This window comes from Arcobacter roscoffensis (genome assembly GCF_024267655.1).
Lineage (GTDB): Bacteria > Campylobacterota > Campylobacteria > Campylobacterales > Arcobacteraceae > Arcobacter_B > Arcobacter_B roscoffensis.
Genome location: NZ_CP100595.1, coordinates 2,956,223 through 2,976,570, shown reverse-complemented (window position 1 = coordinate 2,976,570; position 20,348 = coordinate 2,956,223). Strand labels below are relative to the sequence as shown.

General features: G+C 28.2%; 18 protein-coding genes. 15 read left to right on the top strand and 3 right to left on the bottom strand.

What is annotated here, in order from left to right; translation table 11 throughout:
* The first annotated feature begins 6 nt into the window (after nucleotides 1–6).
* The 7 genes from coaBC to NJU99_RS14000 are packed head-to-tail and all read left to right on the top strand — an operon-like array spanning nucleotide 7 to nucleotide 7,782.
* Nucleotides 7–1,278, top strand: coding sequence for a bifunctional phosphopantothenoylcysteine decarboxylase/phosphopantothenate--cysteine ligase CoaBC (coaBC, locus tag NJU99_RS14030; protein WP_254576531.1), 1,272 nt, complete (start codon nucleotides 7–9; stop codon nucleotides 1,276–1,278).
* Nucleotides 1,271–1,960 (top strand): di-trans,poly-cis-decaprenylcistransferase, encoded by a 690-nt coding sequence (locus NJU99_RS14025; RefSeq protein ID WP_254576530.1) that lies wholly within the window; start codon nucleotides 1,271–1,273, stop codon nucleotides 1,958–1,960. The genes coaBC and NJU99_RS14025 overlap by 8 nt, the downstream gene beginning before the upstream one ends.
* Nucleotides 1,920–2,717, top strand: a complete 798-nt coding sequence (locus tag NJU99_RS14020; RefSeq protein WP_254576529.1) for a prepilin peptidase — start codon at nucleotides 1,920–1,922, stop codon at nucleotides 2,715–2,717. The genes NJU99_RS14025 and NJU99_RS14020 overlap by 41 nt, the downstream gene beginning before the upstream one ends.
* Complete coding sequence (locus NJU99_RS14015) at nucleotides 2,714–3,730, top strand: LptF/LptG family permease (RefSeq protein ID WP_254576528.1); 1,017 nt, start codon at nucleotides 2,714–2,716, stop codon at nucleotides 3,728–3,730. The genes NJU99_RS14020 and NJU99_RS14015 overlap by 4 nt, the downstream gene beginning before the upstream one ends.
* Nucleotides 3,731–3,733: 3 nt before the next feature.
* On the top strand, nucleotides 3,734–4,456 hold the full coding sequence (truA, locus tag NJU99_RS14010) for a tRNA pseudouridine(38-40) synthase TruA (protein WP_254576527.1): 723 nt from the start codon (nucleotides 3,734–3,736) through the stop codon (nucleotides 4,454–4,456).
* A 12-nt stretch (nucleotides 4,457–4,468) separates the two neighbouring features.
* Nucleotides 4,469–7,003 carry a PAS domain-containing sensor histidine kinase gene (locus NJU99_RS14005; RefSeq protein WP_254576526.1) on the top strand — a complete coding sequence of 845 codons (2,535 nt, stop codon included), beginning with the start codon at nucleotides 4,469–4,471 and terminating at the stop codon, nucleotides 7,001–7,003.
* 59 nt (nucleotides 7,004–7,062) lie between these two features.
* Nucleotides 7,063–7,782 carry a response regulator transcription factor gene (locus NJU99_RS14000; RefSeq protein WP_254576525.1) on the top strand — a complete coding sequence of 240 codons (720 nt, stop codon included), beginning with the start codon at nucleotides 7,063–7,065 and terminating at the stop codon, nucleotides 7,780–7,782.
* Nucleotides 7,783–7,850: 68 nt separating this feature from the next.
* Here NJU99_RS14000 and NJU99_RS13995 read toward each other — a convergent pair whose 3' ends face one another.
* A complete protein-coding gene (locus NJU99_RS13995) occupies nucleotides 7,851–9,974 on the bottom strand; it encodes a TRAP transporter permease (RefSeq protein WP_254576524.1) in 2,124 nt (707 codons plus the stop codon).
* Between the two features lie 92 nt (nucleotides 9,975–10,066).
* Nucleotides 10,067–11,014, bottom strand: coding sequence for a TAXI family TRAP transporter solute-binding subunit (locus NJU99_RS13990; protein WP_254576523.1), 948 nt, complete (start codon nucleotides 11,012–11,014; stop codon nucleotides 10,067–10,069).
* A 358-nt stretch (nucleotides 11,015–11,372) separates the two neighbouring features.
* Here NJU99_RS13990 and NJU99_RS13985 point away from each other — a divergent pair, with 358 nt between their 5' ends.
* The 6 genes from NJU99_RS13985 (at nucleotide 11,373) to mltA (ending at nucleotide 16,983) form a co-directional block, all read left to right on the top strand.
* Nucleotides 11,373–12,164 carry a heat-shock protein gene (locus tag NJU99_RS13985; RefSeq protein ID WP_254576522.1) on the top strand — a complete coding sequence of 264 codons (792 nt, stop codon included), beginning with the start codon at nucleotides 11,373–11,375 and terminating at the stop codon, nucleotides 12,162–12,164.
* A 15-nt stretch (nucleotides 12,165–12,179) separates the two neighbouring features.
* Nucleotides 12,180–12,749, top strand: a complete 570-nt coding sequence (grpE, locus tag NJU99_RS13980; protein ID WP_254576521.1) for a nucleotide exchange factor GrpE — start codon at nucleotides 12,180–12,182, stop codon at nucleotides 12,747–12,749.
* 221 nt (nucleotides 12,750–12,970) lie between these two features.
* The gene (dnaK, locus tag NJU99_RS13975; protein ID WP_254576520.1) at nucleotides 12,971–14,863 is read left to right on the top strand and encodes a molecular chaperone DnaK; all 1,893 of its coding nucleotides are present in this window, start codon (nucleotides 12,971–12,973) and stop codon (nucleotides 14,861–14,863) included.
* Nucleotides 14,864–14,873: 10 nt separating this feature from the next.
* Nucleotides 14,874–15,155, top strand: a complete 282-nt coding sequence (locus tag NJU99_RS13970; protein WP_254576519.1) for a hypothetical protein — start codon at nucleotides 14,874–14,876, stop codon at nucleotides 15,153–15,155.
* A 62-nt stretch (nucleotides 15,156–15,217) separates the two neighbouring features.
* Nucleotides 15,218–15,880 (top strand): TVP38/TMEM64 family protein, encoded by a 663-nt coding sequence (locus NJU99_RS13965; protein ID WP_254576518.1) that lies wholly within the window; start codon nucleotides 15,218–15,220, stop codon nucleotides 15,878–15,880.
* Between the two features lie 32 nt (nucleotides 15,881–15,912).
* A complete protein-coding gene (gene mltA / locus NJU99_RS13960) occupies nucleotides 15,913–16,983 on the top strand; it encodes a murein transglycosylase A (RefSeq protein WP_254576517.1) in 1,071 nt (356 codons plus the stop codon).
* Nucleotides 16,984–16,992: 9 nt separating this feature from the next.
* Here mltA and NJU99_RS14945 read toward each other — a convergent pair whose 3' ends face one another.
* Nucleotides 16,993–17,124: a hypothetical protein gene (locus tag NJU99_RS14945; RefSeq protein WP_283256431.1), complete on the bottom strand. Its 132-nt coding sequence runs from the start codon at nucleotides 17,122–17,124 to the stop codon at nucleotides 16,993–16,995.
* Nucleotides 17,125–17,394: 270 nt separating this feature from the next.
* Here NJU99_RS14945 and NJU99_RS13955 point away from each other — a divergent pair, with 270 nt between their 5' ends.
* Nucleotides 17,395–18,201, top strand: coding sequence for a phosphatidylserine decarboxylase (locus tag NJU99_RS13955; protein WP_254576516.1), 807 nt, complete (start codon nucleotides 17,395–17,397; stop codon nucleotides 18,199–18,201).
* Nucleotides 18,202–18,272: 71 nt separating this feature from the next.
* Nucleotides 18,273–20,312, top strand: a complete 2,040-nt coding sequence (locus NJU99_RS13950) for an EAL domain-containing protein (RefSeq protein WP_254576515.1) — start codon at nucleotides 18,273–18,275, stop codon at nucleotides 20,310–20,312.
* The last annotated feature ends 36 nt before the right edge of the window (nucleotides 20,313–20,348 follow it).

The window sequence follows — 20,348 nt, the reverse complement described above, 5'->3', positions numbered from 1 at the left end:
AGATAGATGTTATTAAAAGATAAAAAAATTTTAGTTGCAGTAACAGGTTCTATTGCAATTTACAAAACACTTGATTTAATAAGACTTTATATAAAAGCAGGTGCAAAAGTTAGAGTTATAATGACTGAGGGTGCAAAAAAGTTTATTTCACCCATAACTTTTGAGGCTATTTCGCAAAGCAAAGTTTTAGAAGAATCAAATGAGAGTTGGGATAAAAATCAAGATTATAATCACATTGATATAGGAAAATGGTCTGATATTTTTGTAATAGCACCATGTAGTGCAAATACAATTAATAAACTTTCAAATGGACTTGCAGATAATTTACTAACACAAGTTGCACTTGCATATCCAAGAATGAAGCTTTTAGCACCAGCTGCTAATACAAATATGCTTAAAAATCCAATAACACAAGCAAGTATGAAAATGCTTAAACTTTGTAATTTTGAAATTATTCAAACTCAAACAAAAGAGCTTGTTTGCAAAGATGTTGGTGATGGGGCGATGGCTGATCCTCAAGCTATATTTTATGCAACAGCAAGAGAACTTCTAAAAGATGAGTATTGGGTAAATAGAAAAGTAGTATTAAGTGGTGGTGGAACAGTAGAGAAAATTGATGATGTAAGATATTTATCAAACTTCTCATCTGGGAAAATGGCTTCTTCTTTAGCAATGGCACTTTATTTAAAAGGTGCAGAGGTTTGTTTAGTTAGTTCAAGAGGTCATGAGAATTTACCAAGTGATATTCACGTTATTCCTGTACAAAGCTCACAAGAAATGTATGAGTATTTAGTTGATTCAGTAAGAGTTGCTAAAAAAGGTGTTTTAACAAAAACTACACTTATGGATTCTTCAAGACCTGAACTTATTCAAAAAACTCCATTTTTATTTATGGTTGCTGCTATTAGTGATTATATTCCTAAATTTCCTCAAGAGGGGAAAATGAAAAAAGAAATGATTGGTGAATCTTGGAACTTAGAACTTAAAAAGAATATTGATATTTTAAGTTCTCTTGATAAAAGTGAAATGATTAGCATTGGTTTTAAAGCTGAAATGGATGAAGTGACAGCTTTAAATTCAGCTTCTTCGATGTTAGAAAATAAAAATCTTGATGCAGTTTGTTTAAATATTTTAAATGATGAGAATAGTTTTGGTTCTGATACAAATGAAATAGAACTTATTTTGAAAAACAACTCTTTTTCTTTTAAGGGAGAGAAGTTAGATATATCAATGGGAATTTTAAATAGACTACAAAATGAGTTTGTAGCTAATGAATAATGAGCAAAAAATCCCAACTCATATAGCCATGATAATGGATGGCAATGGAAGATGGGCAAAAGAAAGAGGTCTAAAAAGAACAGTAGGACATGAAGAAGGTGCTAAAGTAGTAAGAAATATTACAAAATACTGTATGAGTATAGGTGTAAAATATCTTACTTTGTATGCTTTCTCAACTGAAAACTGGAAAAGACCAAAACTTGAAGTAGAGTTTTTAATGAAGCTTTTAGATAAGTACCTTAAAAATGAACTTGAAGTATATTTAAAAAATAATGTTCGTTTTAAAGCCATTGGTGATTTAAGTAAGTTTTCTAAGAAACTTCAAGAAACTATTAGGCAAACAGAAGAAAAAACATCGAAATGTGATGGTTTAACTCAAGTTTTAGCATTAAACTATGGTTCAAAAGATGAGATTGTAAGAGCAGTTAAAAGATTAAATGAAAAAGGCTTAGAAGTAAGTGAAGAAAACCTAGAGTCTTGTTTGGATACAGCAGGTATTCCTGATGTTGATGTTATGATTAGAACAAGTGGTGAAGTTAGACTTTCAAACTATTTATTATGGCAAAACGCTTATGCTGAAATGTTTTTCACTCAAACATACTGGCCTGATTTTAACAATCATGAATTAGATGATATTATAAGTGATTTTAATTCAAGAGAGCGAAGATTTGGAGCTGTTTAGTTTTATATTTGGGGCGGTTATTGGTTCATTTTTAAATGTACTGATTTCAAGACTGCCTCAAGGTTTATCAATAGTAACTCCTAGAAGTTTTTGTCCTTCCTGTAAAAAAACAATCCCTTGGTATTATAATATACCTTTAATTTCTTACATATTTTTAAAAGCAAAATGTGGATTTTGTAAAGAAAAAATTCCTGCAAGTTATTTTATAGTTGAGCTATTAAGTGCTTGTCTTACCTTAGTTTTTTTTATAAAGTTCCAACTTTCTTATGAGTTTTTTATTTCAATTACTCTTTTTTATGTACTTCTAACTCTTTGTTTTATTGACTTTAAGCATAAGGCAGTTCCTGATTATCTTTTACTTATTGCTTTAGTTTTATCTTTTTTCGTAACAACTCAGCCTTTAGTAGAAGCTTTTAAAAGTGCTTTTATTTTTTCTGGAGCTTTTGTTTTACTAAATTTTGTACTTACATTTTATGTGCAAAATATAAAATCAAAACTTACAAAAAATGAAAATTTAAGAACTCAAGAAGCCTTAGGTGAGGGGGATATACCAATTTTAGCATTAATTGCAGTAGTCCTTGGAGTAAAAGCAGCCATAATAGCTGTATTTTTAGCTTCAATTTTTGCTATAATACCATCAATTTATTCAAGTTTTGTAAAAAAAGATGTTCAAACTCCCTTTATTCCATATTTAGTTTTAGGGTTTTATGTTGAATATTTTTTTGTACTAGAAGATTTTTTAAAGGTTAGTATTTGAAATTAAAACAATATTTATATTCTCAGTTAGCAATTACATTTTTCCCAATATTTTTTGGTTTATATTTTATTACATCAGTTGTATTTTTAGTAAAAATTGCTTCATTAACATCAATTATTACGATTAACTTTTTAGAGTTATTTCAACTATATAGTTATGTTATACCTCAAATTGTATTTTATACATTACCTATTTCATTTTTTATTTCACTAGTTATTACTTTATCTAAGTTAGCAAGTGAATATGAACTTACAGTTATTACTTCATTTGGTTTAAATCCATTAAAGGTTATGAAAATATTTTTACCTTTAACACTTCTTTTATCAATTGCTTTAGTTTTTGTATCTGTTGGACTTATTCCAAAAACAAAGTTTTTAACAAAACAGTTTTTAGACGTAAAAAAGAAAGAAGCCAATTTCAATATTAAAGCTTCTGAATTTGGTCAAAAGTTTGGAGACTGGTTGATTTATATTCAAGATAAAGATGATAAGACATATAATCAAATTAAACTATTTAAAACACAATATAATAAAGATCAATTTATCATAAGTGATTCAGCAGTTTTAAAAAATGATAAGGGTGATTTAACTTTCAAGTTAGATGAAGGGAAAGCCTTTTTTATTGATGAAAAAGAGATAAATCAAATCAATTTTAAATCAATGCTAATTAATGATTCTATTGCAAATAGTAGAATGGAAAAGTTTACAACTACAATTGACTATTGGAAAACAAAGATAAAAAAAGGTGAAGATATTGATGATTTTACTTTCTTTATTTTGACATCTATGTTTCCTTTATTATCTCTATTTTTAGTTGTATCTTTTGGCTATTTTAATCCAAGATATGAAAAAAATAGAGCAGTTATGTATTCAATAATGGCAGCTGTAATTTACTATATAGTTGCAAAATTTATAGGTAAGAATTTATTATTACATAGTTTATATTTATTACCTGCAATATGGATAGCACTTGGATATTTTATTTTTACTAGAACTGTTAAAAAAGAGTATTAATAGATGAATGTAAAATTTACTATTTCTTATGATGGTTCAATTTATAAAGGCTCTCAACGTCAACCAGGTGGTGGAACTGTTGAGGATGAACTTTTAAAGGCATTTAAAAGAATAAATATAGATACAAAAATAATTTTAAGCGGAAGAACTGATAAAGAAGTTCATGCAACGGGTCAAGTTTTTAATTGTCAAATTCCTTTGTTTTGGAGTAATCTTTGTAAATTAAAAGAGGTTTTAAATAGACAATTGCCAGGTTCAATTAAAGTAAATGCTCTTATGAAAGTTGATGATGATTTTCACTCTAGGTTTCATGCAAAAAGAAGGGTATATAGATATTTAGTAAGTGCAAAACCTACAAATCCTTTTAATGATAAGTTTATAATTTATGAAGAAAATATAAATGAAGACCTTATAAATGATGCAATAAAAGAGTTTATAGGTGAACATGACTTTAAATATTTTCATAAGATTGGAAGTGACAAAGATATTACAGTAAGAAAAGTTTTTAAAGCCTCTTTCTATAAACATAAGGGAGTTTATGTTTTTAGGTTTGAAGCAAGCTCTTATTTACGTTCACAAATAAGACTTATGGTAGGATTTTTATTACAAATTTCAAGAAAAAAACTTACAAAAGAGGATTTAATTGAGCAGTTAAATCTAAAAAAGCATATATATAAAGTACCAGCCTTGCCTAATGGCTTATATTTGGCAAAAATAAAATACTAGGAAGGATAATTTATGGTTTTTAAAAAAAAGAAGTTTTATACACTCTCGGATATTAAAAACCAAATAGTTTATACTCCTTTGCTTTTTGTAATAATTCTTGCAGTATTTTCATCTTTTGTAGTCTTCTTTTTTTATAAATATCAAGAAATAAATAAAGTAAAACTTTTAGAACAAAGAGAAAATTTTTATAATCAAAATATTTTAAGTGAATATATAAGTCTTATAAATATTAAAAGAAGTGAAAAGATTGACTCCCAAGAAAACAATCTTATAAAATATGTCTATGAAGTAAAAGGTTATACAAGGTCTTTTCTTTTAAGTAATAAAGCTATTGACTATGAAATTTTAGAAAACTATATCTATAATTTAGAACAGACTCAAAATGTTGAGTTTATTCTTTTTGATGCAATAAGATATGATGTTTTACATGGACATAAGATTTTAGAGTATTTAAGAAAACAAACAAATTCAAAGATAGTATCAGAAAAATTCAATCATTTTATGCTTAGAAATATTCAATATAATAGTAATGATAATATGACATATTGGATAGATAGTCAAAAAAGAGAAGTAAGACTCTCTTATTTTAATTTTATTGATTCAAATGGCTTAATGCTTGGGGTTTATTCAAAGGTTGATGACTTAAAAGCACTTACGAAACAAGCTATATTAACTTCACTATCTAATTCAAGTAAGTTAGAAGAAAAAGCACATTTTGTCTTTTATGATATAAATGAGAAGGTTGTTTATAATTATAATGGTGAAAATAAAAAAATCTTAGTAAAAGATATAAATAGATTTGATTTACTCGATAACAATAATTTTGTGTACACCTTTCCTAAATATAATTATAAGGTCATAGTTAAAAATAATTACATAGAAAAAAGAAAAAAAGAGATAAAACTTGACCAAGAACATAGAATGTTAATAGGCATTTTCTTGATTCTTTTTATAGCAATTTTACTTATTACAACAGCAAATATCTTCGGTAGGTTTATAAATACTATTTTTAATAGATATAACAAAAGATTAGAGAGAAAAAATCTTTTATTAACTAAATGGAAAGATAGATATGAACTTGCTATTATTGCTTCAAATGATGGGCTTTGGGATGTAAATCTTAAAACAAATAAAATCTTCTTTTCAAATAAATGGCTTAATATGTTTGGCTATAAAAGAGATGAAATTCAAAACTTCAAAGAATGGCTTACCTTAGTTCATGAAGATGATAAACCAGAAGTCTTAAAGAAATTTAGTGAACATGTGGAAGGTCATAGTGAACACTTTATATGTGAGTATAGATTAAGAGATAAAAGAGGTGACTACAAGTGGGTTTTAGTTAGAGGAAAAGCTTTCATTGATGAGAATGAAAGCAGAATGCTTATGATGTCAATGGATATTGATGACAGAATGAATTTAACTAAAGAGCTAAGGGATGTAGAACTTCTAACAGAGTTTGGGCGAATTGTAATTTTTAGATGGCAAAACAATGAAGATTTAACAGTTAAATTTGTATCAAAAAGTATTGAGACCTATGGATACTCTCCTTTAGAGTTTATTGATACAAATAGTGCCTTCTTCTCTTTTGTATATGAAAAAGATGTCTTAAAACTTCAAAATAGAATTAGTAAAGCTATTAATAATGATGAGTCTTCATTTACAAGTATTCACAGAGTAATTGATAAACAAAAAAATATTAAATGGGTTTATAATAGAACTATTTTAGTAAAAGATGATTATGGACAAGTTACTTCTTTATATGGTTACTTAAATGATATTACAAAAATTAAAATGAATGAAGAAGATTTAAAAATTAGAGTAAAAGAAGAAGTTGAAAAAAATATAGAAAAAGATAGAATGCTAATACAGCAAAATAAAATGGCTTCTATGGGTGAAATGCTTGGTAATATTGCTCATCAATGGAGACAGCCTTTAAATAATATCAACCTTCTGATTCACTTTATTAGAGATAATTTTAAAAACTTTACAAAAGAAGACTTACATGAATCAGTTGCTAGTGCTAAGCTTCAAATTGATTATATGAGTCAAACTATTGACGATTTTAGAAATTTTTATCAACCAACAAAAGATAAAAAAATATTTGATATAAAACAATCCTTAGTTCAAAGTTCAAAAATCGTAGCTACTTCTTTTGAACAAAATAGTGTTGATTTAGAAATACTTGGTGATAAGGTAGAAATTGAAAACTATGAAAATGAGTTTGAGCAAGTGATTGTAAATATTTTAAATAATGCAGTTGATGCTGCAATTATAAAAAAGAAAGAAGAAAAATTTAACCCAAAAGTTCTAATTAATATTAAAAAAAATGAAGATCTTATTATTTCTATTTCTAATAACTGTGGTAAGGTGAAAAAAGAAGTATTAGATAGAATGTTTGAACCATATTTTACGACAAAGTTTGAAAACCAAGGTACTGGAATAGGTTTATATATGGCAAAAATAATTGTTGAAAAGAATATGAAAGGTAAAATTGAAGCATTCAATAAAGATGATGGAGTTGAGTTTATAATAAAACTATCAGCTTAATAAAAATTTTGCTATAATACTAGTTATTTATAATATTAGGGAAGTTTGAAAGAAGAAATATGAGTGAGTATAAAACAAGAGTATTATTAGTAGAAGATGAAGATGTAGCAAGAAAAACTCTTGCTTTTTATCTAAATACTATATTTGATGAAGTAGTTGTTGCAAATGATGGAGATGAAGGTTACTCTATTATTAAAGAGAATCTACAAAATAATAAAGAGTTTGATTTAGTTCTAACTGATCTTAAAATGCCAAATAAAAATGGTATGGATATGATTGAAGAGATTCTAAAAATTGCACCAGAACAAAGGTTTATTATAGTAAGTGCCCATAAAAATGAAGAGGACTTACTAAAATTAATTAATCTTAGAGTTTTAGGTTATTTTGTAAAACCATTAAATATTGATAATATGATGGAAATGCTTCAAAAAGCTAAAAAAGAAGTACTTGAAGATAAAAAAGATAGTACTAAAAATAGCGATTTAATTGAATTAAATAAAACATATACATATAATCTTGCAAATGACAAACTGTATAATCAAGAAAATATAGTTAAACTTTCTAAAAAAGAGTCTGATATTTTAGGTGTATTAATTAAGAACCTAGGTGAAGTTGTATCAGTTGAAACTTTCAAAGAACAAGTTTGGGGAGATATCGATACAAATGATTCAGCATTTAGAACAGTAATGAAAAGATTAAAAGACAAAATTATTGAAGATGACTTTGTTATATCTCATAAGGGTTACGGATATATCATAGAAAAGCCATTTATCAAATAGGTTTTATTTATTTTCGTATTAAAAAGGGGAAAGAGTTTAACTCTTTCCCCTTTTTTTATTTATAAGTTTTAAAGTTCTGATTCGTGAACAGAAACTTTAGAAGCTTTATCTTTCGCTTTTTGTAGAACAAAAAGCATAGCAAAAATTCCAATACCTATAGCGTAAGAGATATAGTGTGTTGGTAAATTTAAGAATGATTCAACTATCTTAGGTAAGAACATAAATGGAACTATACTTAAGAAGATAAATCTCTCAATTACATTTGCTTTTGTAATAAAGTACCCTTGTGAGAAACACGAGAATGCTAACATACCAATTAATGCTGTTGAGAATATTACTATAATATCAACTGGGTTTGTAATCCATATCCAACCAGCAGGGTTTGAAGGATTTAACTCATCTACTCCACTAATTAAAAGTAATTCTGGGTTAAAGAAGAACATAAACGGTAAAATAGCCGTTCTAATGTCATATTTAAACCCTTGAATACCTGTTTTAATTGGATCTGATTTTGCAATACCTGCTGCTGCGTAGGCGGCCAGACCAACCGGTGGGGTGTCATCTGCTAAAATACCAAAGTAGAACACAAATAAATGAGCTGCAATTGCTGGAATTAAGAATCCATTATCTTGAGCTAATATTAAAATAACTGGTGCTGTTAATGATGCCATTACAATATAGTTAGCAGTTGTAGGTAATCCCATACCTAAAATAAGTGAGATAACAGCTGCTAAAATAAGAATTAAGAAGATGTTTCCACCTGATAATGTCTCAATAACTTCTAATAGTACTTGACCAAGTCCTGTTAAAGTGATACTTCCAACTACAATACCAGCTAGTGCTGTAGCAATTGCAATAGGAACCATATTTTTAGCACCACTAATCATACCTGCTAAAATATCTACAAATCCAGATAACCAAATATCTCTTGTTAGTTTTTGTTTTGTGATAACAGCTTTTAATGGATGTTGAACAACCATTAGAATCATTAGTAACATAATTGCATTAAATGCAGCACTTGCAGCTGATTCTCTTAATACCATTAGTGTATACAGTAAGAAGAAAATAGGAACTAAATAGTGAATACCTTGAACAAATGTTTTCCATTTTGGAGGTAAATCCTCATCATGCATTCCTTTAAGACCTAATTTTAAGGCTTCTAAGTGAACAATATAAAATAAGGCAAAGTATGAAACAAATGCAGGAATAAACGCAGCAAAAATTACATCAGTATACGCCATACCTAAGAACTCTGCAATAATAAATGCAGCAGCACCCATAACAGGAGGCATTAATTGACCATTTGTAGAGGAAGCAACTTCAACAGCTCCTGCTTGTTCTGGTCTAAATCCAGTTTTTTTCATTAATGGAATTGTAAATGTACCAGTTGTTACTGTATTTGCAATAGATGAGCCACTCATAATACCTGTAAATCCAGATGCAACAACAGAAGCTTTTGCTGGACCACCTCTATATTTTCCAAGCATCGCAAAGGCTAAGTTAATAAAATATTCACCAGCTCCTGCTTTATCTAAAAGTGAACCAAATAGTACAAACAAGAATACAAATCCAGCAGATACTCCAAGAGGAACACCAAAAATACCTTCAGTTGTTAAGTACATATGTCCAGCTAATTTATTTAAACTTGCACCTTTGTGAATAATAAGTTCAGGCATATAAGGTCCAAGTAAATCATATGCAATAAAAATAATTGCGATTAAACTTAGGGCAAAACCTAAAACTCTTCTACCTGCTTCAATTAAAATAACAATTGCAAATAAAGCAACAAATATATCAACTGCTGTATAATCACCTGGTCTTAAAGCAAGTTCTTCATACATGAAGGCAATATATCCGGCACTTATAAGACCAAGTGTTGCGAACATATAACCAAACCATCTAATTTTTCTTAAAAAATAATCTTTTTTAAACATTGGGTAGATTAAAAAAGCTAAAACCATAGCAAAACTTAGGTGAACAGATCTTGTAATAGTTGAATTAACAGGTTCTAATACAATATAAAGCTGAAATAAAGACCAAGCTAATGCAATTGATGAAATCAGCCAAAACTCATAATGTTCTCTTCCGAAAACTCTTTGACCTTCAAGTTCATTAACAACAGCTTCAGTTTCATTAGCTTGTTCTTCTTCTAATTCACTAAGTTTATGAGGCTTTTCTTCATAAATAGCCATAGTAAATCCTTTGTGTGAGATTTTTAGATAAGCACTAAGTGCTTATCTAAATGTGGAGTTTCTAAGAGCTTTAGCTCTTAAGAAAGAAACAATTATTTTAAAATTCCTGCTTCTTTGAAGTATTTTTTAGCACCTTCATGCATTGGAGCAGAAAGACCGTCTAATAAAGACTCTTTAGTAATATTAGCGTATGCTGGGTGTAGTTTTTTAAATGCATCGAAGTTTTCTAAGATAGCTTTAACTACAGTATATACTGCTTTATCACTTACATCAGTACTAGAAACTAATACAGCTTTTACACCAAATGTTGGAGTACCTTCTGCATTACCTTTATAAATTCCACCTGGAACATCTGCTTGTGCGAAATAAGGGTTTGCTTTAACTAGTGCATCAACTTTATCACCTACTAATGGAGTGATTTTTACATCAACAGAGTTTGAAGCATCTTTAATATTCGCAGTTGGGTGTCCTACCATGTAGAAGTAACCATCAATTTTGTTATCTCTTAATGCATCTGGCATCTCAGCAGCTTTTAAAGCACCTGCAAATGCTAAATCATCTTTTTTGATTCCTACTGCTTTAAATAATGCTAAAGCTGTAGCTTCATTACCAGATCCTGGGTTTCCTAAGTTGATTCTTTTACCTTTTACATCCATGATACCATTGATATTAGCATCTTTTCTTGTTACTAATGTAAATAGTTCAGGGTAAATAGCCATAACTGATCTTAACTTTTTAACAGGCTTTCCATCAAACTTTTTTGTACCTTGAGAAGCTTGGTAAACAACATCTGATTGAGCAATACCGAAATCTAACTCACCATTTTTAATAGTGTTAATATTATAAACAGAACCACCAGTTGATTCAACAGAACATCTGATTTTAGTCTCTTTTTTGTATTTATTAACTAATCTACAAACAGCACCACCTGTTGGATAATAAGTTCCTGTAACACCACCTGTACCAATAGTAATAAATTCAGCAGCAAATGCTGGAATAGTAAGTGCTCCTAATAAAGCAGCTGTAGCAATCTTTTTCATTTTTTCTCCTTTGATTTTTTATGTAAATTAAATGTATGTTAAGTACACTGAATAATTATATCACATATAATAAAATATACAAGTACTATCAATTTCGTTTAATTACATAAAAATTGCATATAAGTTACAATTAATCATAAATCTATCATATAAAAATTGAAACTTTTCTTAAAAATTCTCACAATTGTGTATAAAAAGTGTCCTATTTTAAAATTTATACAAAATTGTCACACTTGAATATTTTCTATAAATTTCTAAAATTATTTTAAATACCACTTGACAAAGATGCACTCAATAAGTTATAATTCTTTAGCAGTTTGAGAGAACGAGTGCTAAAAATCAAAAATGGTAAAGAGATATGATTGATAAAAAAGAGTTTTTATTACAGTCTATTATAAGAGCATATATTGAGCATTTAGAACCAATTGGTTCTACACAGCTAAAATCAATGTATGATATTACTTATTCTCCCGCAACAATTAGAGGCTACTTTAAAAAGTTAGGAGATGAAGGTTTTTTAGCGCAAGAGCATATCAGTAGTGGTAGAACACCAACTATTGAGGCTTTAAAACAATATTGGAAAGGGAAGTTAAATTTCAAACTAAATGATATTAACTTAAAAGCTTTACAATATTACGCATCTCAAGTAGGAGTTACAGTATTCTTAAAAAAAGAGGACTCTGATTTACTGCAAAACATAATAAATGTTGAAGATAAATATATGATATTAGAGTTTACTTCATTTGCAATAAATGTAAAATATTCTAATGCTCTTTATAGGTTTTTAACTGATATGATAAGTTTATCATTGAAAGATATATTAAAGATCTCAAAAGATGTAGGCGCATATGAAGTATATAATGCAATAATTTATACATTGCAAAACTCTAACTTTGAGGTTTTCAATTACAAAGAGTTTTTAAACTTAGCATTAAGTTATAACTTTGATGAAATAACAATTGATAGTTTTTTAAAAGGTGAGATTTTAAATAAAGTAGAAGAAGGACTTTATTTTGAAAATCTTTTACCTCAAGATTATATGGGAATATGTCATAGATGTAGCATCGAAGGAAATGATGTAAAAATGTTAGTAATTGGAGAACTTGCAAAAGATTATGAGTTCTTTTATGAAAAAATTAGAAGCTTTTAATAATAGGAGAAAGAATTGAGTGAAGAAAAAAAAGACGAAGTTTTAAACGAAGAAGTTGCTGAACAAGAAACTCAAGAGACTTGTGAAGAGTCATGTGAAGAAAAAGAGTTAAGCCCTGAAGAAAAAATAGCTCAATTAGAAGCTAAATTAAAAGAGTCTGAAGATAAGTACTTAAGAGTACATGCAGATTTTGAAAATATCAAAAAAAGATTAGAGAGAGAAAAATACGCAGCTATTGATTATGCAAGTGAAAAGTTTGCAAAAGATTTATTAGCTCCAATTGATACTTTAGAAATGGCTTTAGCAGCTGAAGAAGCTTCTAAAGATTTAGCACCCGATGAGTTACTTGGAAAGCTAAAAGAAGGTGTCGAGCTAACAATCAAAAACTTCTATACAGCATTTGAAAAGCATGATATTTCAACAGTAGATACAGATGGAGAGTTTGATCCAAACTTCCACGATGCAGTAATGCAAATAGATAGCCCAGATCATGAAGATGGACAAATTGTTGCACAGCTTCAAAAAGGTTATAAGTTAAAAGAAAGACTTCTTAGACCAGCAATGGTAAGTATCTGTAAGAAATAGATAAAAGTCCTCTTTTGGAATATTTCGGCGTTGGTCTGCAAAATTTAAGAGACTCACTTACTACAAGTAAGCTCCTCCCTTAAATTTTTTGCCCGCCTTGAACTATCCTCAAAATAGAACTTTTATAGTTTTTTTGGATAGTTTGACCGTAATGTCATAAAACTAATAGATTTTAAAATGTATATTTGAAAATAAAAATAAAAAATTGATAAGGAAAAAAAATGAGCAAAGTAATTGGAATTGACTTAGGTACAACAAATTCTTGTATGGCAGTTTACGAAGGTGGAGAAGCTAAAGTAATCCCTAATAAAGAAGGTAAAAATACTACTCCTTCAATCGTAGCATTCACTGATAAAGGTGAGGTTTTAGTTGGTGATCCAGCAAAAAGACAAGCTATTACAAATCCTGAAAAGACTATTTATTCTATTAAAAGAATTATGGGTCTTATGATGGATGAAGAAAATGCTAAAGAAGCACAATCAAAAGTAGGATACAAAATCGTTGATAGAAGCGGTGCTGCTGCTGTTGAGATTGCTGATAAAGTATATACTCCTCAAGAAATTTCTGCAAAAATTTTAGGAAAATTAAAAACTGATGCTGAAGAGTACTTAGGTTCAACTGTAACTGATGCAGTTATTACTGTTCCTGCATACTTCAATGATGCACAAAGAAAAGCAACTCAAGAAGCTGGTACTATTGCTGGTTTAAATGTATTAAGAATTATCAATGAGCCAACAGCTGCTTCATTAGCATATGGTTTAGATAAAAAAGGTGAAGAAAAAGTATTAGTATACGATTTAGGTGGTGGTACTTTTGACGTTACTGTATTAGAAATTGGTGATGGTACATTTGAAGTATTATCTACTGATGGTAATGCATTCCTAGGTGGAGATGACTTTGATAATGCAATTATTGATTGGTTAGCAAAAGAGTTCGAATCTGAAAATGGTTTTGATATTAAAAATGACAAAATGGCATTACAAAGATTAAAAGATGCTGCTGAAAATGCTAAAAAAGAGTTATCTTCTGCTGATTCAACAGAAATTAACTTACCATTTATCTCTATGGGTAACGCAGGACCAGTTCACTTAGTTAAATCTTTAACAAGAGCTAAGTTTGAATCTATGACTGAGCACTTAATTAACGAGACTTTAGATCATATTAAAGTAGCACTTGATGATGCTGGATTAGATACAAATGAAATCGAAGAAGTAATCATGGTTGGTGGTTCTACTAGATTACCAAAAGCAAATGAAGTTGTTAAAAACTACTTTGGAAAAGATTTAAATAAAGGCGTTAACCCTGATGAAGTTGTAGCTGCTGGTGCTGCTGTTCAAGCTGGTGTATTAAAAGGTGATGTAAAAGACGTATTATTATTAGACGTTACTCCTTTATCATTAGGTATTGAAACTTTAGGTGGAGTTATGACTAAGTTAATTGAGAAAGGTACAACAATTCCTGTTAAAAAATCTCAAGTATTCTCTACAGCAGAAGATAACCAACCAGCTGTATCAATTCACGTTGGTCAAGGTGAAAGAGAATTTGCTAAAGATAACAAATCTTTAGGTATGTTTGAATTATCTGATATCCCAGCAGCTCCAAGAGGTGTTCCTCAAATTGAAGTAACATTTGATATTGATGCAAATGGTGTTTTAAATGTATCTGCTAAAGATAAGGGTACTGGAAAAGAAAATAAGATTACTATTTCTGGTTCATCTGGATTATCTGATGAAGAAATCGAAAAAATGGTAAATGAAGCTGAGTCAAACAAAGAAGCTGATGAAAAAAGAAAAGAAGTAATTGAAATTAGAAACCAAGCTGATGCTTTACTTCACTCAACTAAGAAAACTTTAGAAGAGAACGAAAGTGCAGTTTCTGAAGAAGAGAAAAAAGCTATTATTGATGCAGCGGCTGAATTAGAAGAAGTTCTAAAAGATGAAAATGCAACAAAAGAGCAAATTGAAGAGAAAGTTAAAGCATTAACTGAAAAATCTCACAAATTAGCAGAAGCTATGTATGCTAAAGAGCAACAAGCTGGTGGAGCACAAGGTGCACAACCAAACCAAAAAGCTAAAAAAGACGATGACGATGTTATCGATGCTGAAGTAGAGTAATCTCTACTTCATGCAAACTTTAATTTTTTTACTATTAGTTTTTTTAATAGTAATATTCTCAGTTTTATTATACTTCAAAAATAAACACTCTCGTGTTGATAAACTAAGACAAGGTATTTGCCCAGATTGCAAAGCAAGTACAAAGACTTTTTATGATGAAAATACAAAAACTACATTCAAATCGGAAGCAATTAGTGCTAGAATGCTTAAAAGCGGAGGATGCTCTGGCGTAAATGATATAGAGTATAGATGTAAAGAGTGTGGTTTAAAAGAGGTTTATTCTCAAGCTTAGAAGCTTTTATTACAAACCATTAACCTTTTATGTTTATAATCACAAAAAATAAAGATTATAAAATGAAATTATTAATTAAATCAGTACTAATTCTATTTGTTATTTTCACAAGTATGTTGCTTATTATAAAGTTTAGTGGACTATTGACTGTTGAAGATATAAAAGAAATCTTTGCAAATTTAAAATCCCAACCCTCTTATATTTTAGGCTCACTAATTGTCTTGCTTTTATTTATTGATTTATTTATAGCAGTTCCTACTATGACTGTGATTATTTTAGCAGGATATTTTATAGGTTTTGAACTTGCTGTATTTTATACTTTTATTGGTCTTTTTTGTGCTTCTTTTACGGGATATTTTTTATCAAAGAAATATGGTGAAAAAGTTTTAGATAAACTTTCATCAAATGAAACACAAAAACTAGAAATGAAAGAGTTGTTTAATAAGCATGGGGTTTTAGTGATTGTATTATCAAGAGCAGTTCCTTTACTTCCTGAAATCTCTTCTTGTTTAGCAGGAACTTGTAAAATGTCTTTTAAAAAGTTTTTTATAGCTTGGAGTATAGGAACAATTCCTTATTTAAGTGTGATAACTTATGCAGGTTCAATTAGTAATCTTGATAACCCAATGCCAGCACTAATAGCTGCCATTGGTATAACTATTCTTTTTTGGTTTTTATGGCTTGTTTTTATAAAAGTAAATAAAATAAAAACACAAAAATGTTAGAATTGAAAACAAATAAAAATTATAGGTATATTATGAAATATATTGTATTACTCACAGCTTTTATTTTTATATTTACAGGGTGTTCTTCAAAGCAGGAAGAAGTAACTACTACTTTAAAACAATCAACTTATGATTATATGCATGGTTTTTTTGATGATGATTTAGATGAAGCTTTAGTTGTTTTTAAAAAAGCTTGTATTAATGCTTCAAAAAAAGAGATATTTAAAAATGTATGTGAAAACTCTTTATTATATGAAAATGGAGAAGAGTTTTTTACAAAGTATTTTACTCCAAGAGTATTAGTTTCAAATAAGGGTGATTTAGGATTAATTACAGGATATTATGAGCCCTTGCTTTATGGGAGTTTAGAAAAAACTTCTAGATTTAAATACCCAATTTATAAAACACCAAAAGATTTAGTAAATCTAAGAGATAAGCAAAAGTATCAAAACTTTAAAAGGTTTAAGTATAAAGCAAAAGTAAAAGATGGACTTTTATATCCTTATGACACAAGAGAGTATATTGAAAAAAGAAAGGATTTAGAGCCTATAGTATATGTAGATAATAAGGTTGATTTATTCTTTTTACATATTCAAGGTTCTGGAAGAGTTCAATTGGAAAATGGTGAAATTTTAAATATTGGTTATGCAAATCAAAATGGAAGAAAATATGTGGCTATTGGTAAAACACTAATTGATAAAGGTTATTTAGAAAAGAAAAATGTCTCACTTCAATCAATAAAAGAGTTTTTAGAAAATAACCCCAAGAAAACAGATGAGATTTTAAACTCGAATCCAAGCTATATATTTTTTACAAAAAAAGATAAAACGGCAACAGGAAGTTTAGGAGTACCACTTTTAGCAAAAAGAAATATAGCAGTTGATAGAAGACATATTCCTTTAGGAATGCCAGTTTTTATACAAACAAAAAATCCAAAAACAAAAGAGCCTATAAATAGATTAGTAGTTGCTGCTGATACAGGTGGTGCTATAAAAGGTGAAGTTAGGGCTGATTTTTTCTTTGGCTATGGTAATAGTGCTGAAGAGTTAGCAGGACTTATGAAAGAGAAAGGAAGGCTTTTTATTTTAGTTCCTAAGATATAGATGTTGTTCTTACGAACAACATCCATTACCACAGCAATTATCTCTAGCATCGCTGTAAAATGAGATTACAAAGTTATTGTACATCTCTTGAACTTCAAATTCATGTTTTTGACAGAATTTATCATTCATATGATTTTTCATTTCAATTGCTTTTAAAAGAGCGTCATCTTTCGATGGAAAAGTTAAATTATTTTGTAAATCACTTCTTTTAAAGCAACCACATTGATTGGCTACTACAATTTTATACATTTAAATAATCCTTAATATTTGTTAAGTGAAATGAAACTTTATCAAAACTTTTCAAAGAAAAAGTTTATCTTGATAATTTTCATTAACTAATTATACTTAATTAAAGCAGTTTAAGAAGTAAATCTAGATAAAATTCCATCACTAATTTACAAAAGGAAAACCATGCACATTACAAATGTAATTTCTCAATGTTTCGGAAAATTCGCAAAAACTCAATTCCCATCACCTATTCAAAGTGTGATAAATAGAGGATATGTTAAGTTTCTAGGCTTAAATATGAGTGAGTTTAAACATCCAAAACATTATAAATCTCTAAATGCTTTATTTACAAGAGAATTGGAAATACCAAGAGAAGTTAAAAGTGCTGTTGATGAATTTATTTCGCCAACTGATAGTTTAATAACACAGTGTGGAAAAATTCAAGGAGATTTAGCTCTACAAATAAAAGGAATGGAATACTCTTATGAAGATTTACTAACTTATTATTGTAAAGATAATTTTGATAAGCTAAAAGATGGAAATTTTATGAATTTCTATTTATCTCCAAAAGATTATCACAGATACCACTCTCCTTATGATTTTGAGTTAAAGAAACTTATTCATGTGCCAGGAAAATTATATCCAGTAAACTTAAAATACCTGAACAAAGAGTTAGAACTATTTGTACAAAATGAAAGAGTAATTTTAGAATGTGAAGCAAATGGGAAAATCTTCTACATGGTTTTTGTAGGTGCACTTAATGTTGGTCAAATGGTATTTGAGTTTGAACCTAGAGTTGAAACAAACATTGATACAGCAGAAATTAAAGTATATGAATATGAAAATATTAAAATAAACAAAGCTGATTGTTTGGGGTATTTTAAGATGGGATCAACAGTTGTTATGCTTTGGGAAAAAGATTTTGTTCAACTAGAAGATCTTTTAAATCAAGACATTAAATATACAGATAAAATAGCGAGTAATAAATAAACTTATTTTTTATATTAATGTAATTGTTTTTAGATATAATTTCCCTTAACTTATAAATAATTAGGGAAATTATGGCTAATAGAATATTTTTTAAAGTGGCATGGATGCTAATACTGCTACTTCTTGCATATTTATTTTTTGTGGTTTTTTTCTTATCACCTAAAATAAATGAATATCTTGCTAACACTCAAAAAGTTCAAATTCAAGATAAATTTGAAAAAATCGTATCAACTATAAATCAAAAATCTAGAAAATCTACTAATTTAAAAAGTTTTACAGAAGATATAGAGTTTTTATTAAAAACTATTAATTTAGGTAAGAATGGATATGTTTATATTTTTGATAAAACTGGAAAACTAATAGTAAATCCTTCATCTGATTTTAATGCAAATAATTTAAAAGAAGTTATGCTATTTGATGAAAACATATCTATGTTTGAAAAGGTTATGAAAGCCTATAAAAAAGATAAAGTTTTTACTTATAACTGGAATAGGGTTTATGATCCAAATAATTACTCTTATGAAAAAATATCTTGGATAAACTATAATAAAAAGTATGATTGGTATATAGTCTCTTCTGTATATAAAGAAGAGTTTTCAATTTTCCTAGCAGGTATAAACTCTCTTCTTTTAAATATATCACTACTTCTTTTTTCAGTACTTACAATAATTGGAATATTTATCACTATCAAAGTTATTGTTCCTTTAAATAAGATGTTAAATGAGTTTAAAGATGTTAAATTAAAAGAGCTTTATACAAACAAAAAAGCAAATGATGAAATTGGTTTTCTTGCAAACCAATTTAATAGTATGGTTCATCAAATACAAAACAATAAAGAAGAAATGGAAGTTCAAGTAAAAGCTAAGACAAAAGAGATTCAAGAAAAGCTTTATTTCGATGAATTAACAGGTTTAGAAAATAGATATGCCTTAGAAGAGAGCATAAAAGAAGAAGAATTCGTATCTATAGTAATAATTGATATTGATTCATTTAATGATATAAATGAGTTATATGGATTTAATACAGGTAATAAAGTTTTAATTGAAGCATCTAAAATATTAAAGAATTTTGCTTTTAGTTATGACTCAATGGCATATAGAATATACGGAAATGAATTTGCTATTGTGAAAAACAATATGATTGACACTCTTAAATTTCAAAACTTTATAAATGGACTTGTTTCTTTATTTAAAGAGAATCCTATATATATAGAAGATACAGATTTAGAGATTGTTATTGATATTACTATTGGTATTTCTTTAGGGCAAGCAGAGCCTTTAAAAACTGCTGGAATTGCTTTAAAAAAGGCAAAAAGAAATAACCTTAAATCAGTTTCTTACACAAGCGAGTTTGATACCAAAGAGATTATTAAAAAAGCAATATATTGGCGAGATAAAATTAAGTATGCAATTGAAACTGATAATATAGTTCCTTTTTATCAGCCCATATGCAATAATAAAAAAGAGATTATAAAATATGAAACTCTAATGAGAATAAGGGATGTTAATAAGAATAATGAAGAAGAATATATCCTTCCTTATAAGTTTTTAGAAGTTGCTATTAAAACAAAACAGTATATAAATCTTGCAAATCAACTTTTTGCTAAAGCCTTTGAAACATTAAAAAATTGTGATAAGCAAATAAGTTTAAATTTAAGTTTTAAAGATATTCAAGATAAAAACTTTATTGAAATGTTAGATAGTTATTTAAATCATATTGACACTATTCATAAGCAAAGAATAGTTTTTGAGTTATTAGAGAGTGATTTTATCTCTGATTATAAACTATTAGATGATTTTATCAAAAAATATAGAGCTCAGGGAATAAAAATAGCAATTGATGATTTTGGAACAGGTTATTCAAACTTTGCACATATTTTAGAGACAAGACCTGATTATATAAAAATTGATGGTTCTTTAATTAGAAGTATTACAGAGGATAAAAACTCTTATGAGATTGTTAAATCAATTGTTGAATTTTCAAAGGCTTTAAATATTAAAGTAATTGCTGAATTTATTCATAGTGAAGAAGTATATGATACAGTACTAGAAATGGGTGTAAATGAATTCCAAGGTTATTATTTAGGAGAACCAGCTGAAAATTTAGTTTAATTTTAATTAAACAAAAGTTTATTTATGTAAAATAAA

Bases quoted from the DNA above. Each gene is read 5' to 3' on its own strand.
- NJU99_RS13990 (WP_254576523.1), bottom strand. From the start codon at position 11,014: ATGAAAAAGATTGCTACAGCTGCTTTATTAGGAGCACTTACTATTCCA.
- NJU99_RS14000 (WP_254576525.1), top strand. From the start codon at position 7,063: ATGAGTGAGTATAAAACAAGAGTATTATTAGTAGAAGATGAAGATGTA.
- NJU99_RS13955 (WP_254576516.1), top strand. From the start codon at position 17,395: ATGCACATTACAAATGTAATTTCTCAATGTTTCGGAAAATTCGCAAAA.
- NJU99_RS13950 (WP_254576515.1), top strand. From the start codon at position 18,273: ATGGCTAATAGAATATTTTTTAAAGTGGCATGGATGCTAATACTGCTA.
- mltA (WP_254576517.1), top strand. From the start codon at position 15,913: ATGAAATATATTGTATTACTCACAGCTTTTATTTTTATATTTACAGGG.
- NJU99_RS14025 (WP_254576530.1), top strand. From the start codon at position 1,271: ATGAATAATGAGCAAAAAATCCCAACTCATATAGCCATGATAATGGAT.
- NJU99_RS13995 (WP_254576524.1), bottom strand. From the start codon at position 9,974: ATGGCTATTTATGAAGAAAAGCCTCATAAACTTAGTGAATTAGAAGAA.
- NJU99_RS13985 (WP_254576522.1), top strand. From the start codon at position 11,373: ATGATTGATAAAAAAGAGTTTTTATTACAGTCTATTATAAGAGCATAT.
- truA (WP_254576527.1), top strand. From the start codon at position 3,734: ATGAATGTAAAATTTACTATTTCTTATGATGGTTCAATTTATAAAGGC.
- coaBC (WP_254576531.1), top strand. From the start codon at position 7: ATGTTATTAAAAGATAAAAAAATTTTAGTTGCAGTAACAGGTTCTATT.
- NJU99_RS14005 (WP_254576526.1), top strand. From the start codon at position 4,469: ATGGTTTTTAAAAAAAAGAAGTTTTATACACTCTCGGATATTAAAAAC.
- NJU99_RS14945 (WP_283256431.1), bottom strand. From the start codon at position 17,124: ATGAAAAATCATATGAATGATAAATTCTGTCAAAAACATGAATTTGAA.
- NJU99_RS13965 (WP_254576518.1), top strand. From the start codon at position 15,218: ATGAAATTATTAATTAAATCAGTACTAATTCTATTTGTTATTTTCACA.
- NJU99_RS13970 (WP_254576519.1), top strand. From the start codon at position 14,874: ATGCAAACTTTAATTTTTTTACTATTAGTTTTTTTAATAGTAATATTC.
- dnaK (WP_254576520.1), top strand. From the start codon at position 12,971: ATGAGCAAAGTAATTGGAATTGACTTAGGTACAACAAATTCTTGTATG.